The sequence below is a fragment of the Kitasatospora sp. NPDC056273 genome, from assembly GCF_042268845.1.
GTDB lineage: Bacteria > Actinomycetota > Actinomycetes > Streptomycetales > Streptomycetaceae > Kitasatospora.
The window spans coordinates 105,540-121,341 of record NZ_JBHJSJ010000026.1 but is presented as its reverse complement, the minus strand read 5'-3'; the positions used below and the strand labels follow the sequence as shown (position 1 = coordinate 121,341).

Sequence of the window (15,802 nt, the reverse complement as noted above, 5' to 3'; positions counted from 1 at the left end):
ATCGCAAGGCGGAGGAGGGAGCCACTGCGGAGCATTGGCGACCGACGACAACGCGGCGAGGTGCGTGCCCCGGCGTCGCCCCGCAGACGCGAGTTCGAAGACAGGCCCTGGGTCGTACAGCCGCAGGCTGTCCCCGAGGGAGGACCTCAGCGACCCGCGGTCCGGGGACCGGAGCCGGTCCAGGTGCGCCCGGGCCTCGCCGACCCGGCTCGCGTGGGCCCGCTCGGCCGCTTCGACGGCGGAGCGGGCCCTGCCGCGTTCGCGGCCCGCCTCGCGCTTCAGGTCGCGGAGCTTCCCTCGGGCGGCGTCCAGGTCGCGCCGGTGCTCGGCGTACTCCGGGCCGAAGGCGCACCGCCAGCCCCCGGGGTAGCGCAGCATCAGCCAGGCCACCGCTCCGGCGGCCACCAGCACGACCGTCAGGATCCAGCCCACGGGCCCCATCGCTCCCCCTCCCACCGGTTCCCTCGGCCGGCAGCGGCTCCCGCCGGTCCCGGACGGAGCCGATCGTACGAACGGCGGCCCGTCGGCGTGCGGGATTCCGGGAATCAGGAAGGCTCCTCGGGCCCGACTTCCGGGTTTTGGTCATGTTTTTGGCCGTTCTGGTTAAAGACCACGCCAAATAATCGAATGACCTCTTGCCGAAACTGTGATCACATGTGTGGGCGCTGTGGCGTTGTGCGTCACAGGGGAGGGACCGGTCCGCCTCACCGGGCGGGCCCGATCAACAGGAGTCGCACCATCAACACCGCCATCCGCACGGCCGCCCGTGGGGCCGTGCCCGTCGCCGTCACCGCCTCCGTGCTCGCCGCCGGCCTCACCGCCTGCGGCACCGTCCAGCAGCTGTCCGCCGCGCAGAAGGTGTCGAAGGCCTTCGACAAGGTCCGCGACGGCAAGTCGGCCGGCTTCACCCTGTCCATCGACGCCACCCCCGAGCAGGTCGCCGCGTTCGCCAACTCCGGTGAGCACAAGGGCGGCAAGGGCATGATCGGTGCCGCCCGGGGCGACGGCGACATGGACGAGAAGACCGCCAAGGCGATCTCCGGCCTCTCCGTCTCGGTCGCCATCTCGGCCGACAAGCCGCTCAAGGACGTCGAGGCCTTCAGGGACGCCGCCAAGGCCGACAAGAACACCGACCTGACGCTCGACAAGTCGGTGCGCGTCTCCTACGTGCTCGCCGACCGCAGCGGCACCGCGCTGCTGGAGTACCGTCAGGTCGACGCCACCGGGTACCTGCACGCCGACGCCAAGGGCCTGGTCAAGCTGGCCGGCGAGGACCCGTCCGTGGTGGACGAGCTGCGCAAGGGCATGCCCGAGCAGCTGAAGCCGGTCGGGGACGTGCTGGCCGGCAAGTGGGTCTCCTTCGACCTCCAGTCGCTCGCGGACCAGGCGAAGGAGTCCGACGGCAAGAAGGCCGCCGCCCCGAGCGCCGCCCCCACCCTCGACCCGGAGCTCCAGAACCAGCTGCTCAACTCGATCAAGGACGTGATCGGCCGCACCGTCACGTACGAGGACAAGGGCAAGAAGGACGGCACCGAGCACCTCTGGGTGAGCGCCCCGGCCCGGCAGCTGGTGGACGAGATGTTCAAGGCCGTCAAGCCGCTGTCCGCCAAGTTCCCCAAGCAGCTGGGCGACTTCCCGGACCAGGCCCCGAGCGACGTGCCGGACCGTAGGATCGGCGTCGACCTCTACCTGAAGGACGGCGCCTTCTCCTCCGCCACCTTCGACCTCGCCCAGCTGGCCGACAAGGTGGAGCCGGGCGTCAACTTCCCGGTGAAGCTCGCCTTCAGCCAGGCGGCCCCGAACGTCCAGGCCCCGGCCGACGCCGTCAAGGTGACCGACGAGCAGCTGATGGACGCGGTGCTGGGCCTGGCCACCGCCGGGGACGACTCCGACGACGAGGACCCGGAGGACCTGCCCGCCGCCGCTCCGCTGACCGCCGCCCAGCTCAAGGAGCTCGCCGCGCTCGGCATCCCGGAGGTCCGGGCCCGCGTCTACAACGAGGCCGGCCTGACCTTCCAGGACATCAAGGAGATCGCCAGCACGACCGCCCCCGCCGGGGCGTAGCCGTACCGACCCGACCGGCCGACCGCCCCCGAGCGGTCGGCCGGTCGCGTATTTCCGGCCGCGTGCTCCCGGCCCCGCCTCATCGGTCAGCCGCCCGACGGCCGCCGGGAGCGCGGGTCGAGCAGCTCGACCCGGCCCTCGCGGAGGTGGCCACGGTGACCGTCCCCGTACTCCAGCCGCAGGCTGCGGTCCGCCGGGGCGCCGACCACGACGGCGCACTCGACCGCGGCGTAGGAGGACTCGCGGTAGACCCACACCCTGTCCCCGACGTGGAACTCCGCCGTCTCCGAGACGATCACCGGGCTCACCTCCCTTCGGGCCCCGCCCACTCGTCTGTACGGTGCGCGGCGCCCGGCTGTTCACCTCCGGCCGGAGCCGGCCGCGGTCACCGGCCGGGCGGCCGGGTCGGCGCCGTGCCGGTCGGCAGGTCGGCCGGGCGGCCCTCCTGGTCCACCGCGGTGCCGTCGGGGTAGCTGGCGCACTCGCTGCCCGCGCTCACCTCAAGGGTGTGGTACGCGGGGTCGAAGCGCAGCGAGGCGCTCTCCGCGAGGGAGCCGGGGCCGGTGTCCGGCGGCGTCAGCGTCAGGCTGGGGACCGGGGCGGACTCGTCGGAGGAGGCGACCGTCCAGCCCTGGGCGGTCAGGCTCTGCCGGGCCCGTCCGACCGCCTCCTCCCACTCGGGCCGGGTGACCCCGGTGAGGGTGAAGCGGGCGCGCAGGGCGGCCGTGCGGGGCTGGTCGGCGCCGGTGTCGTTCATGCTCTCCAGGAGGTGGGAGAGGCCCCGGGCGGAGCAGGCGCCGTAGATCCGGGCCGTGATCCCGTCGTCCCTGCGGTGGTCGGGAGCCGCTGTCACCTCCGGGCGCAGCGCGAGGGCCTCGTAGACGGTCTGCGTCCGGGCGTCCAGGTGCCGCGCGACGGCCGCCGGGTCCGCCACGGGGTACGGCTTGCCCGTCCAGGCCGCCTCCGCCGCCCCGTACGCCGTGTACCCGACCGTGCCGAGCACCAGGGCCCCGGCGGCCCCGGCCACCGCCGTGACCCGCACGGCCGTGCGGCGGCCAGGCCCGTCCTTCGTTGCGCGATTCCTCATGATCACCATCGTCCACCGCCGGGCCGGGCCGCCGCATGAGTACGGATACTCACCTGGCGGCGTCGGCGTACTCGCGGTTGGACGGGGCGGCAGGTCAGGCGTGGGTGGCAGGTCAGGCGTGGGCGGCGGCGCACTCCGGGTGGCCCCAGGAGCTGCCGACCTTGGTGATCTTGTCGCCCTTGGCGTACCCGCGGCTGCACGGGCAGGTGCCGGGGAAGCGGGCGTTCAGGGTACGCGAGCCGCCGCTCCGCTTGGCGGCGCCCGTGCCGCCGGTGGAGGACACGGAGGCCGTACGGGGACTGCGGGCCTTGGGGGCCTTCGAGGCGGCGGCCGGGTCGGGGACGGGCAGGTCGGCGGCGGTGCCGGAGGCGTCCTGCTGGGTGCGGGCGGCGTCGCTGGCGGCCTTGTCGGCGATGGCGTTCAGCGGGTCGCCGTCCACCTGGTGGGCCGGCACGTACACGAAGGTGACGTCCCGGCCCTCCAGCAGGGCGTCGATCGCCTGGATCAGCTCCTGGTTGGCGACCGGCTTGCCGGCCGCCGTCTTCCAGCCGTTGCGCTTCCAGCCCTTCAGCCACTTGGTCACCGAGTCGCGGGTGTAGGTGCTGTCCAGCCGCACCTCCAGCGGCACCCCCGGGTCCGTCGCGGCCAGCAGCTGCCGCAGCGCCGTCAGCTCGCCCACGTTGTTGGTGCTGTGCCCGAGCGCGCCGGCCTGCCAGCGCTGGGGCGCCCCGGTGGCGTCCGCGATCACGTAGGCCCAGCCCGCCGGCCCGGGGTTGCCCTTGGCTGCTCCGTCACACGCTGCAATGACTCGTTCGACCATGCCCCGATCATGCCTGGTCGGACGGCCCGGAGACAAAGCCGCTCAGGTGCGCAGCAGGGGCAGCAGCAGCGCCGCCGACCAGCTGAAGTTGGTCGAGCTGTGCCCCTCCCCCGTCAGCGGGTCGTAGTTCTCCCGCACCGGGCCGTCGCCGGCCAGTCCGGCGGCGGTGGCCAGCAGCCGCTCGACGGTGCGCCGGGCGTCCTGCTCCCAGCCGTAGCGGCGCAGGCCCTCGATCGCGAAGTAGGTCTGGTCGAGCCAGGCCAGTCCGCGCCAGTAGCCGCCGGGGTCGAAGGAGGGCGAGCTGCGGGCCACGGTCGGGAACGGCATGGCGGTGCCGAACTCCGCCGGGTCGAGCAGCAGCCGGCGGACGGTACGGGCCTGGGCGGCGGTGGCGGTGCCGGACCAGAGCGGGATCGCGCCCTCGATGCCGCGGCCGCGGGCGGTGAGCCGGGCGCCGGTGGCCAGGTCGGTGTCGTGGAACCAGCCGGTGGCCGGGTCGTACATGGTGTCGCGCACGGCGGTGTCGATCCGGTCGGCGCCGGCGCGCAGCCGGTCGGCGGCGGGCCGGTCGCCGAGCTCGGCGGCGATCAGCGCCAGGTGGCGGTGGTCGGCGGCGAGGTAGGCGTTGAGGTCGACCGAGCGCTGGTCGAGCGACCAGCCGAGCAGCGTGCCGTTCGCGTCTCGGTTGGGGACGACGGCGGAGGTGTCGAAGCGCGGGGCGTTGTCCATGCCGGACTCCCAGGCCGCCGCCTCCCGGCAGTCCTCGGCGGTGGCGTTGGCCGGGTCGACGGTGGCGCCGTACTGGCACAGGCCCTCGCCGAGGTGGTCGCGGGTGCGGTACCACCAGTCCCGGTAGGCGGTCAGCCTGGGCAGCATCTCGCGCAGGAAGGCGCGGTCGCCGCTGCGCCGGTAGACCTCCCAGACCGCCCAGGAGGCCAGCGGGGGCTTGGAGTTGCGCTCGTTCCAGTTGCCGCCGCCGGTGGCCGGGTCGTTGTAGAAGACGCAGTCGGGGACCATTCCGGCGTCCTGCGGGCGCTCGGCGGAGCCGGACGGGACCTGGTGGTCGAAGACGGCGCGGATCTGGTCGGCGGCCAGGCCGGGGGCGAAGGCGGCGGTGCCGACGGCCTGTTTCCAGGTGTCCCAGGCCCAGACCCCGCTGAACCACTTGTAGGAGAGCGTGGGGGTGACGGCGTCGTGCCGGATCCTTCCGGCCGGGCTGCGCCAGTTGGTGACCAGGGTCTGGACGCACTTGGCGGCGGTGCGGCGGCGGGCGGCCGGGACGCCCTCGGTGGCGCGGACGAGGTACCCGTGCCAGCGGGCGGTGCCCTCCGCCGCGACCCGTTCCGGGGTGCGCAGCGCGGTGTCCGCCTCCTTCGCGGCGCGGGTGTACTCGGCCTCGGTGAAGGTGTAGCTCTCGGTCCAGTCCAGGCTGCGGGTCTCCCCCGGCGCCAGCCGTACGGGCTCGGCGAGTTCGGTGCGGTGGCCGTCGCCGTCGGCGCTCAGCACGACCCGGACGGGCCGGGCGTGGCGGACGGCGAAGCGTTCGGTGCCGTCGGTGAGGTAGTCCCAGGTCTGCCGGACCTTGGCGAAGCGCACCTCCACGCCGCGTTCGGCGGCGACCAGCTTCGGTGCCTCGCGCTGGGGGCCGGTGGCGGGGCGCAGCAGCCGGCCGGTCCAGGCGGCGGCGAGGGTCCGTACGGCCGGGCCGGTGTTGGCGAGGCGGGCGCGGAGCAGGGCGGTGCGGTTGCCGGCGAAGCGCAGGTCCAGGGTGAGGGCGAGGCCGGCGCCGAGGTCGTGGGTGAGCCGCAGCAGGCCGGGCAGCGAGGTGCCGCGGGCGGGGGCGCCGGCGGTGAGGTCCAGGGGGCGGCCCTGTTCGGTGAGCTGGAGGCGGGTCAGGCCGTCGCTGAGCCACCAGGGGTACTCCTGGGCGAGGTACAGCGGGCCGGTGAGGCCGCCCTGGGGGTCGGTGGGGCGGGGCAGGGCGTAGGCGTGCCAGGCGCCGAGGTCGGCGAAGACGGTGATCGGGTTGTTGCCGCGGGCGTCGCCGGGGTAGGCCTGGGCGGGGGTGCCGTGCAGGTCGAGGACGTCGGCGTAGCGCTCGCCGTCGACCGTGTCCGGTCCGTCCTGGGCGTGGGCGGCGGCCGGGGCGGCCAGGGTGCCGGCGGCGGCGACCGCCGAGGCGGCGAGGAAGTGGCGGCGGGTCAGCGGGTTCACGGGCGCTCCTCGGCGGCGGGGAGTCGGAGGACGGCGGCGCCGAGCGGCGCGAGGGTGACGGCGTCGCCGGTGGCGGCGCCGGTGAGCAGGTCGGTGCCGGTCGTGTCGAGGGGCACGCGGCGTTCGACGCCGCCGTGGTTGAGCAGGAAGAGGTACTGGCGGCCGTCGGCGGCGTGGCGGCGGGTGGCCTCGACGTCCGCCGGGAGGTCCGGTAGTTCGGCGCCCACGCCGGCTTCGGCGAGCGGCAGGTCGAGCACCCGGCCGGTGTCGGCGCCGAGGTGGCAGCTGAGGTACCAGGCGGTGCCGGCGCCCAGCCGATTGCGGGTGACGGCCGGGAGGCCGGCCAGCGTGCCGGAGGCGTAGCGGGCGAGGGTCTCGGCGCCCTCGGTCTCGATCCACTCGCTCCAGCGCTCGGCGCGCAGGTCGGCGCCGTGCGGCTCCGCGTGCGGCTCGGCGCCGTCCGACCGGGGGCCGTCAGGCGCGGTGCCGTCCAGCCGTACGGCGGTGGTCTCGCCGTCCGGGATCGGCCAGTGCTCGTCCACGACGATCCCGAGCAGTTCGCGCAGCGGCCCGGGGTGGCCGCCGGGGTGGATGTGGTCGTGCCGGTCGGCGATGCCGCTGAACGGGCCGCAGACCAGCCGGCCGCCGTCCCGTACGTAGGCGGTGAGGCGGTCGGCGGTGGCGGTGTCGAGCAGGTAGAGGTTGGGGGCGAGCACCAGCGGGTAGCCGTCGAGCCCGGCGGTGGGCGGGACGAAGTCGACGGTGACGCCGCGCTCGTGCAGCGCCGCGTACCAGGGGCGGAGCAGCTCGGGCCAGCGCATCCGGGCGGAGGGGTGGTCGTCGAGTTCCAGCGCCCACCAGCTGTCCCAGTCGAGCAGGACGGCGGCCCGTCCGCGCAGCCGGCTGCCGGCGATCTCGCCGAGGCGGCGCAGCTCGGCGCCGAAGCGGACGGTCTCCTGCCAGCCGCGCGCGGCGGTGCCCCGGTGCGGGAGCATCGCGCTGTGGAACTTCTCGGCTCCGGCCACCGAGGCGCGCCACTGGAAGTGCAGGACGCCGTCGGCGCCGCGGGCGAGTGCCTGGAGCGACCAGAGGCGGTAGAGGCCGGGGCGTTTGGGCACGTTGACCGGCCGCCAGCTAACCGCGGAGGGGGCCTGTTCCATCAGCAGCCAGGGGCGGCCGCCCTTGAGCGAGCGCATCAGGTCGTAGTTCATCGCCGCGTTGACGTGGGCGCGCGGGTCGGCCGGGTCGGGGTAGGCGTCGTCGGAGACGAGGTCCTCGTGCCGGCTCCACTCCCAGTAGTCCAGCGCCTTGAGCATCGACATGAAGTTGGTGGTGACGGGGACGCCGGGCGAGACCTCGTCCAGGACGGCCTTCTCGGCACGGTGCAGGGCGAGTAGCGCGTCCGAGCAGAACCGGCGCCAGTCCAGCAGCTGGGTGGGGTTGACCGGGCCGGGCGCGGTGCGCGGCGGCTCGATCTGCTCGAAGGAGGTGTAGCGCTGCGACCAGAAGGCGGTGCCCCAGGAGCGGTTCAACTCCTCGATGCCGCCGTGCCGTTCGCGCAGCCAGCGGCGGAAGTCGACGGCCGAGGCGGGGCAGAAGCACTCCTGGACGTGGTCGCCGTACTCGTTGTGGATGTGCCACAGGGCGAGCGCGGGGTGGTGGCGGTAGCGTTCGGCGAGCGCCCGGGTGAGCCGGACGGCGGCCTCGCGGTAGGCGGGCGAGGAGGGGCAGTAGTGCTGGCGCGAGCCGAACTCCAGCCGGACGCCGTCGGCGGTGACGGGCAGCAGTTCGGGGTGGGCTCGGACCAGCCAGGCGGGCGGGGAGGCGGTGGCGGTGGCCAGGTCGACGGCGACGCCGTGCCGGTGGCAGAGGTCGAGCAGGCGGTCCAGCCAGCCGAAGTCCCAGCTGTCGGCGTCGGGTTGGAGGCGGGCCCAGGAGAACACGCCGACGGTGACCAGGTTGACCCCGGCCTCGGCCATCAGCTTCACGTCCTCGGCCCACACCTGCTCGGACCACTGCTCGGGGTTCCAGTCCCCGCCGTACAGCAGGCCGGGCACCCGGGTGAGGCGGTCGGTGGTCACGGTCAGGCGGTCGGTGGTCACGGTCGTGGTCATCCCTTCACGGCTCCGCCCAGCAGGCCGGCCACGAACTGCCGCTGGAAGAGCAGGAAGAGCACCATCAGCGGGAGCGTGGCCAGGAAGGAGCCGAGCATCAGGCCGGAGTAGTCGACGTGGGTCAGCCCGGTCAGTGTGTTGAGCGCGACCGGCACGGTGTACTTGTCCTCGGTGTTGAGCATCAGCAGCGGCCAGATGAAGCCGTTCCACTGGCCCATGAAGGTGAAGATCACCAGCGCGCCCAACTGCGGCCGTACGCAAGGTAGGACGACCTGGTAGAAGGTGCGCAGCTCGCCGGAGCCGTCGATCCGGGCCGACTCCAGGAGTTCGTCGGGGAAGTCCAGGAAGCCCTGGCGCATCAGCAGGATGCCGAAGGAGTTGGCCAGGAAGGGGACGATCACCGCCTGGTAGCTGTCGATCCAGCCGAGGCTGGCCATCATCTGGAACAGCGGGACGAGCAGCACCTGCAAGGGGATCATCATGGTCGCCAGCACCAGGCCGAGCAGCAGCCCGCGGCCGCGGAAGCGGTACTTGGCCAGCCCGTAGCCGCACATCGCGGACAGCAGTGAGCTGAGCGCGGTGTAGACGACGGCGATCCCGAGGCTGTTGAGCATGACCCGGCCGAAGCCGATGGTCTCCTGGAGGTGCGCCAGGTTGCGCAGCAGGTTGCCGCCGGGCAGGAACGGCGGTGGGGAGTGGAACAGTTCGGAGCTGCTGTGGGTGCTGGCGATCAGCATCCAGGCGAAGGGCACCAGGCTGAGCACGGCGCCGAGGGTGAGGGCGGCGAGGACGGCGATCCGGCCGAGGCGGGCGGGCAGCGGGGCGCGGCCGCCGCGACGCGGCGCGGTGGTGGCGGCGGCACTGCGAGCGGCAGTGGGGGTGGCGGTGGTCATCGGCGGCGTTCCCTTCCGTAGAGCCGGAACTGGAGCAGCGAGACCGCCGCGATGGTCAGCACGACCACCCAGGCGATGGCGGCCGCGTAGCCGAAGTCGAGCTGCTGGAAGCCGACCTTGTAGAGGTAGACCACCGGGGTGAGGGTCGCGTCGCCGGGGCCGCCGCGGGTCAGCACGTAGTTCTCGTCGAAGAGCTGCAGGGTGCCGATGGTGGAGGTGATGACGCAGAACAGCACCACCGGGCGCAGCTGCGGCAGGATCACGCCGCTGTAGGTGCGCACGGTGCCGGCGCCGTCGAGGGCGGCGGCCTCGTACTGGTCGCGGCCGATCGCCTGCAGTCCGGCCAGCAGGATGACGGCGTTGTAGCCGGTCCACCGCCAGGTGACCGAGCCGATCAGCGAGATCCGGGCCCAGGTGGGCGAGTTGAGCCAGTCGACCGGGCCGAGGCCGAGCGCCTGGAGGAGCTGGTTGGCGAGGCCGCCGTCGGTGCGCAGCAGGACCTGGAAGACCACGGCGTAGGCGACCAGGGTGGTGATCGCGGGCAGGAAGAACACCGCCCGCCAGCCGGCCCGGAACCGCAGCCAGGACTGGTTGAGCAGGACGGCGAGCACCAGGGCGAGGCCGATCATCACGGGCACCTGGACGGCGAGGATCAGGCCGGTGTTGACCAGGGAGTGCAGGAAGGCCGGGTCGTGCAGCATCCGCCGGTACTGGTCCAGGCCGACCCAGACGTCGGCGCCGTCGCGGCGGGCGGTGAAGCTCTGGTAGAGGCTGGCGCCGAGCGGATAGGCGAAGAAGGCGACGAAGAGCGCGGTGGTGGGCCCGGCGAACAGCCAGGCGGCGGTGCGTGGGGAGCGTCGGCGGCGGGCGGGGGCGGCCTGGGTGGTCGCCGACGGCTTGCGCAGGGTGGCCGGGAGGCTGCTGGTCATCGGGCCCGCCTACCCGACCGTCTGGCGGCCGGTCGCGGTGGCGATCTGGCGGGCGGCGGAGCGCAGGACGGTGCCCGGGTCGGCGCCGTTGTGCAGCACCTGGTTGACGGCGGTGGTGACGATGTCGCCGGCCTTGGAGTCGTCGGCGGTGAGCTCGACGGTGGGGATGGCGCGGGTGAGTCCGGCGAACAGCTGCATGGCCGGCTGGCCACCGTAGTAGGGGGCGGACTGCTGGAAGTACGGGTCGTCCAGGGCGGGGAGGTAGGCGGGGAAGAGGCCTTCGTGCTGCATCATCGAGGCCTGGTTGGCCTTGTCGGCGAGCAGGAAGGAGAGGAAGGCCCAGGCCGTCTCCGGGTTCCGGCTCTGCGCGGTGACGCACAGGGTGGAGCCGCCGCTGTTGGAGGTGCGGGGGCCGCCGGGGGTGAAGGCGGGCAGCGGGACGACGCCGACCTTCCCCCCGAGGTCGGCCATGTCGCTGGTGAGGGTGCCGTCCCACCAGGCGGCGGTGGGGGTGGTGGCGGCCTTGCCGTCGTGGGTGCCGGAGACGAGCCCGGACCAGCCGTTCTCGAAGTCCACCAGGTCGCGGTCGACGAGCTGCTTGAGCAGGGTGAGCGCGCGTTCGGCGGCGGGGGTGGCGACGGCCACCTTGCCGTCGGTGAACCAGCGCTGGCCCTGCTGCTGGAGCAGCATGGCGAAGAAGCTGTCCTGTTTGGCGTCCAGGATGAGCAGCTTCCTGCCGGTGGCGGCCTTGAGCGCGGTGCCGGCGGTGAGGTAGTCGTCCCAGGTGGCGAGGCCGGCCGGGTCGATGCCGGCCTGCTGGAACAGGTCGCGCCGGTAGAACAGGGCGCACGGCCCGCTGTCCCAGGGCAGCGCGAAGACCTTGCCCTTGGCGTCCGTGACGGTCCGCCAGGACGCCTCCGCGTACTGGGACTTGAGGCCTGCGGCGCGACTGGTGAGGTCGACCAGGCCGTTCGGGAAGTTGCCGATGTAGGTGGGCAGCTTGTGGCCCTCGACGGTGAGGATGTCGGGCAGTCCGCTGCCGGCGCCGAACCCGACGGAGATCTTGTCGTAGGCGTTGTCGTAGCCGATGTCCACCACGTCGACGGTGGTGCCGGGGTGGGCCTGTTCGAAGGCCTTGCCGAGCCGTTGCATGGCCTTGGCGGCGACGTCCCAGGACCAGATGACGACCTTGCCGGAGAGGGCGGCGCCCGGGCTGCCGGTGAGCTGCTTGGCACTGGTGCCGCCGGCGCCGCCGGTCGCGCAGCCGGTGGCGCCGGCCATCAGCAGCGCGCCGCCCGCGAGTCCGGCGGAGAGGATCCGGCGCCGTGCCGGACCTGATCTCAATTCGCCCTGGTCACGGGCTGGTTGGGGATCTTTTTTGTGCCGGGTTCGTGCGGACATCTTGCCTCCCGACTGGTGAATGCCGAATGCTGTATACAGAACTCAGCATTCACAACCCCGTCAAGGCTTGTGACTGAAATCGCGGAAGGTGCCAGCATGAGCACACGCGTCCCCCGAACCCACCCGTACATCCCCAACTCCGCCCCGCAGGTGAGGAAAGCGATGCTGGCGGAGGTCGGCGCCCAGGACGTCGAGGAGTTCTACGCCGACATCCCGGCCGCCCTCCGGCTGGACCGCCCGCTGCGGCTGCCCGAGCCGCTCGGCTCCGAGGCCCGGCTGGTCGCCCACATGGAGGAGCTGCTCTCCCGCAACACCGCCGTCCCGCCGGGCCGCAGCTTCCTCGGCGCCGGCTGCTACCGCCACCACGTGCCCGCCGTGGTGGACGAGATCGTCAACCGCAGCGAGTTCCTCACCGCCTACGCGGGCGAGCCGTACGAGGACCACGGCCGCTTCCAGGCGCTGTGGGAGTACCAGTCGCTGATGGCCGAGCTGCTGGCCGTCGACGTCGTCAACGTGCCGACGTACGACGGGTTCCAGGCCGCCGCGACGGCGCTGCGGATGGCCGGACGGGCCACCGGGCGGCGCCGGCTGGTACTGGTCGGCGCGATCGACCCGGACCGGATCTCCCGGATCCGCGACTACGTCCGGGGCGTCCACGAGCTCGTCCTCGTCCCGGCCGATCCCGCCGCCGTCCGGGCCGCGCTCGCCGAGGGCGACGCGGCCGCCGTCTACGCCCAACTCACCGACCACGACGGCCGGGTGGACCAGGAGTTGCCGAGCTACATCGAACTCGCCCACCAGGCGGGCGCGTTGGCCGTCGCCCACGTCCACCCGCTCAGCCTCGGCGTGCTCACCCCGCCCGCCGAGCTCGGCGCCGACCTCACCTGCGGCGACCTCCAGCCGCTCGGCATCCACCCGAGCTACGGCGGCGGCAACGCGGGCTTCATCGGCAGCCCGGACGACGAGCGCCTGGTCGCCGAGTACCCGAGCCGGCTGTTCGGCCTCGTCCCCACCGACGTCCCCGGCGAGTACGGCTTCGGCGACGTCGCGTACGAGCGCACCTCCTTCGCGGTGCGCGAGGAGGGCAAGGAGTGGGTCGGCACCGCCGCCGCGCTGCACGGCATCGCCGCCGGGGTCTACCTGACGCTGATGGGCCCGCACGGCATGCGGGAGATCGGCGGGACGATCCTCGCCAACACCGCCTACGCCCGGCAGCGGCTGGCCGAGGTCCCCGGCGTGGAGCTCGCGGACCCGCGGGCCGTCCACTTCGCCGACTTCACCGTCCGCTACACCGGCGAGCGCACCGCCGCCGAGACCGCCGAGGCCCTGCTCGCCCGCGGCCTGCACGGCGGCACCCCGGTCGGGGCCGACGGGGCCGCGGCCCGTGAGGGCCGCTACTGCGTGACCGAGCTGCACACCCGGGCCGACATCGACCGCCTCGCCGACGCACTTGAGGAGATCGCGAAGTGACGAACCGTCAGAACAGCGAGCCGGTGGACCCGCGGATCGCCCCCAAACCCGCCCTGCGCCGCTTCCACCAGGCCCGCTGGGACGAGAAGCTCGTCTTCGAGCTCGGCGCCCCCGGCGAGCGCGGCGTCCTGCCCCCGCTGCCCGAGCCCGCCGTCACCGCCGCCGTCGGCGACCCGGCCGAGCGGCTGCCCGCCGCGCTGCGCCGCGCCACACCGCCCGCCCTGCCCGAACTCGGCCAGCAGCAGGTGCTCCGGCACTACCTGCGGCTCTCCCAGGAGAACCTCGGCGCCGACCTCAACGTGGACGTCGGCCAGGGCACCTGCACCATGAAGTACAGCCCCAAGGTCAACGACACCTTCGTCCGCGACCCCCGGATCGCCGCCCTGCACCCCGCGCAGGACCCCTCCACCGTCCAGGGCGTGCTCGAACTCGTCCACCGGCTGGAGCAGTTGCTCAAGGAGGTCTCCGGCATGGACCGGGTCAGCCTCCAGCCCGGCGCGGGCTCGGCGGCGATCTGGACCAACGTCTCGGTGATCCGCGCCCACCACGCCGCGCGCGGCGAACTGGAGCAGCGCGACGAGATCATCACCACCGCCTTCTCCCACCCCTCCAACGCCGCCTGCGCCAAGACCGCCGGCTTCCGGGTGATCACCCTGCACCCCGACGCCGACGGCTACCCCGACATCGAGGCGCTGCGCGCCGCCGTCGGCCCGCGCACCGCCGCGCTGCTCATCACCAACCCCGAGGACACCGGCATCTACAACCCCCGGATCGCCGAGTTCGTCCGGATCGTCCACGAGGCCGGCGGCCTGTGCGCCTACGACCAGGCCAACGCCAACGGCATCCTCGGCATCACCCGGGCCCGCGAGGCCGGCTTCGACCTGTGCCACTTCAACCTCCACAAGACCTTCTCCACCCCGCACGCCTGCGGCGGACCGGCGGCCGGCGCCTGCGGCGTCACCGCCGAACTCGCGCCCTACCTGCCGCGCCCCACCGTCGAGTTCGACGGCGAGCGGTACGTCCTGGACGACGACCGGCCGGACTCGGTCGGCAAGATCCGCCCCTACCTGGGCGTCGTGCCGAACCTGGTGCGCGCCTACGCCTGGATCACGGCACTGGGCGCCGAGGGGCTGCGCGAGGCCGCCGAGACCGCCGTGCTCAACAACAACTACCTGCTGCACCGGGTCCGGCGGATCCGCGGCGTCTCCGTCCCGTACGCCGAGGGCCGCCCCCGGGTCGAGCAGGTCCGCTACAGCTGGCAGCAGCTCAACGAGGACACCGGCCTGCACAGCGAGGACCTCGGCTACCGCGCCGCCGACTTCGGCACCCACTACTGGACCAGCCACCACCCGTACGTCGTCCCGGAGCCGATGACGCTGGAGCCCACCGAGTCCTACTCCCGGGCCGACCTGGACGAGTACGCGGCGATCCTCGCCGAGGTCGCCCGCGAGGCGTACGAGGACCCGGAGACCGTCCGCACCGCGCCGCACAACTCCACCGTGCACCGGATCCGGCACGAGCCGCTGGACGACCCGGCGGTCTGGGCGGTCAGCTGGCGCGCCTACCGCCGCAAGGTCCTGGGCGAGCGGCCGTGACCTCCGCCCCGGGCGCCCGGATCGGGCTGGTGGTCAACCCGGTCGCCGGCCTCGGCGGCCTGGTCGGCCTCAAGGGCAGCGACGGCGCCGAGGTCCAGCGGCGGGCCCTGGCGCTCGGGGCCCGTCCGCAGGCCGTCGCCCGGGCAGCACTGACGATCAGTCAACTTCCGCTGGACGTCGAGCTGATCACCGTCGACGGCACGATGGGCGCCGCCGCGGTGCGGGCTGCTGGCCGGCCCGCGCGGGTCGTCCACCACACCACCGGGCCGCGGGCCGCCGGGGCACCGGGCACCGGGGAACCGAGCACCGCCGCCGACACCCGGGCGGCGGTCCGCGCCCTGGTCGCGGCCGGCGCCGGGCTGCTGCTGTTCTGCGGCGGCGACGGCACCGCCCGCGACGTGCTGGACGCGCTCGGGCCCGAGCCCCGGGTGCCGGTGCTCGGCATCCCCGCCGGGGTCAAGATGCACTCCGCCGTGTTCGCCGTCCACCCCCGGGCCGCCGCCGAGGTCGCGGCGGCCTGGGCGGCCGGCCGCGGCGTCCGGCTGACGGCCGCCGAGGTGGTGGACCGGGACGAGGCCGCGCTGCGGGCCGGCCGGGTCTCCGCCCGACTGTACGGCCGACTGACCGTCCCCGTGCTGCCCGCCCGGGTCCAGCAGCGCAAGACCGGCAGCTCCGGGCCCGACCCGGGGACACCGGCCGGCCTCGCCGCCGAGGTCGCCGAACGCGTCGGCCCCGGCGGGCTGCTGCTCCTCGGGCCCGGCAGCACCACCTACGCGGTGGCCACCGCGCTCGGCGCGCCGGGCGCCAGCCTGACCGGCGTCGACCTGCTGCGGCTCGGCCCCGCGAGCGCCCTCGGCCCCGGCCACGCCGACGGCCTCGCCACCGCCGCCCGCCTCCTGATCCGCGACGCCCGGGCCGACCAGCTGCGCGCCCTGCCCACCACCCCCTGCATCGCCCTCTCCCCGATCGGCGGCCAGGGCTTCCTGCTCGGCCGCGGCAACCAGCAGCTCACTCCCGAACTGCTGCGCGCCGCGGGCCGGGAACGGCTGCTGGTGCTCGCCACCGAGGCGAAGCTCGCCGCCCTGGCGGGCCGCCCGCTGCTGCTGGACACCGGCGACCCCGACCTGGACGACGCCCTCTCCGGCCACGTCCGGGTGATCACCGGCCGCCGCTCCGGCGCCGTGTACCGCCTCTCCGCCTGACCTCCCACCCACA

General features: G+C 73.9%; 12 protein-coding genes and 1 pseudogene. 4 read left to right on the top strand and 9 right to left on the bottom strand.

What is annotated here, in order from left to right:
- A pseudogene (locus ACFCY1_RS23545) lies at positions 1-432 on the bottom strand (hypothetical protein); the annotation flags it as partial.
- Between the two features lie 342 nt (positions 433-774).
- Here ACFCY1_RS23545 and ACFCY1_RS23540 point away from each other — a divergent pair.
- A complete protein-coding gene (locus ACFCY1_RS23540; protein ID WP_375875951.1) occupies positions 775-2,064 on the top strand; it encodes a hypothetical protein in 1,290 nt (429 codons plus the stop codon).
- Positions 2,065-2,150: 86 nt separating this feature from the next.
- Here the strand turns inward: ACFCY1_RS23540 and ACFCY1_RS23535 are convergent, their stop codons facing one another.
- The 8 genes from ACFCY1_RS23535 to ACFCY1_RS23500 form a co-directional block, all read right to left on the bottom strand.
- Positions 2,151-2,363 carry a hypothetical protein gene (locus ACFCY1_RS23535; RefSeq protein WP_049650531.1) on the bottom strand — a complete coding sequence of 71 codons (213 nt, stop codon included), beginning with the start codon at positions 2,361-2,363 and terminating at the stop codon, positions 2,151-2,153.
- 86 nt (positions 2,364-2,449) lie between these two features.
- Positions 2,450-3,151, bottom strand: coding sequence for a hypothetical protein (locus tag ACFCY1_RS23530; RefSeq protein WP_375875950.1), 702 nt, complete (start codon positions 3,149-3,151; stop codon positions 2,450-2,452).
- 112 nt (positions 3,152-3,263) lie between these two features.
- Positions 3,264-3,971, bottom strand: a complete 708-nt coding sequence (locus ACFCY1_RS23525) for a ribonuclease H (RefSeq protein ID WP_375875949.1) — start codon at positions 3,969-3,971, stop codon at positions 3,264-3,266.
- Between the two features lie 42 nt (positions 3,972-4,013).
- The gene (locus ACFCY1_RS23520) at positions 4,014-6,185 is read right to left on the bottom strand and encodes a trehalase family glycosidase (RefSeq protein ID WP_375875948.1); all 2,172 of its coding nucleotides are present in this window, start codon (positions 6,183-6,185) and stop codon (positions 4,014-4,016) included.
- Entirely contained in the window at positions 6,182-8,299 is a 2,118-nt protein-coding gene (locus tag ACFCY1_RS23515; protein ID WP_375875947.1) for a beta-galactosidase, read from the bottom strand. Before ACFCY1_RS23515 ends, ACFCY1_RS23520 begins: the two co-directional genes overlap by 4 nt.
- Positions 8,296-9,192 carry a carbohydrate ABC transporter permease gene (locus tag ACFCY1_RS23510; RefSeq protein ID WP_375875946.1) on the bottom strand — a complete coding sequence of 299 codons (897 nt, stop codon included), beginning with the start codon at positions 9,190-9,192 and terminating at the stop codon, positions 8,296-8,298. The genes ACFCY1_RS23515 and ACFCY1_RS23510 overlap by 4 nt, the downstream gene beginning before the upstream one ends.
- Entirely contained in the window at positions 9,189-10,121 is a 933-nt protein-coding gene (locus ACFCY1_RS23505; protein ID WP_375875945.1) for a carbohydrate ABC transporter permease, read from the bottom strand. The genes ACFCY1_RS23510 and ACFCY1_RS23505 overlap by 4 nt, the downstream gene beginning before the upstream one ends.
- Before the next feature lie 9 nt (positions 10,122-10,130).
- Positions 10,131-11,522, bottom strand: a complete 1,392-nt coding sequence (locus ACFCY1_RS23500; RefSeq protein ID WP_375875944.1) for an ABC transporter substrate-binding protein — start codon at positions 11,520-11,522, stop codon at positions 10,131-10,133.
- Positions 11,523-11,618: 96 nt separating this feature from the next.
- Here ACFCY1_RS23500 and gcvPA point away from each other — a divergent pair, with 96 nt between their 5' ends.
- Genes gcvPA through ACFCY1_RS23485 form a run of 3 tightly spaced genes read left to right on the top strand, consistent with a single transcriptional unit; the run spans position 11,619 to position 15,789 of the window.
- Positions 11,619-12,992, top strand: a complete 1,374-nt coding sequence (gene gcvPA, locus ACFCY1_RS23495; protein ID WP_375875943.1) for an aminomethyl-transferring glycine dehydrogenase subunit GcvPA — start codon at positions 11,619-11,621, stop codon at positions 12,990-12,992.
- Positions 12,989-14,587 (top strand): aminomethyl-transferring glycine dehydrogenase subunit GcvPB, encoded by a 1,599-nt coding sequence (gcvPB, locus tag ACFCY1_RS23490; RefSeq protein ID WP_234348291.1) that lies wholly within the window; start codon positions 12,989-12,991, stop codon positions 14,585-14,587. The genes gcvPA and gcvPB overlap by 4 nt, the downstream gene beginning before the upstream one ends.
- Positions 14,584-15,789, top strand: a complete 1,206-nt coding sequence (locus ACFCY1_RS23485; RefSeq protein WP_375875942.1) for an ATP-NAD kinase family protein — start codon at positions 14,584-14,586, stop codon at positions 15,787-15,789. Before gcvPB ends, ACFCY1_RS23485 begins: the two co-directional genes overlap by 4 nt.
- Positions 15,790-15,802 lie beyond the last annotated feature (13 nt).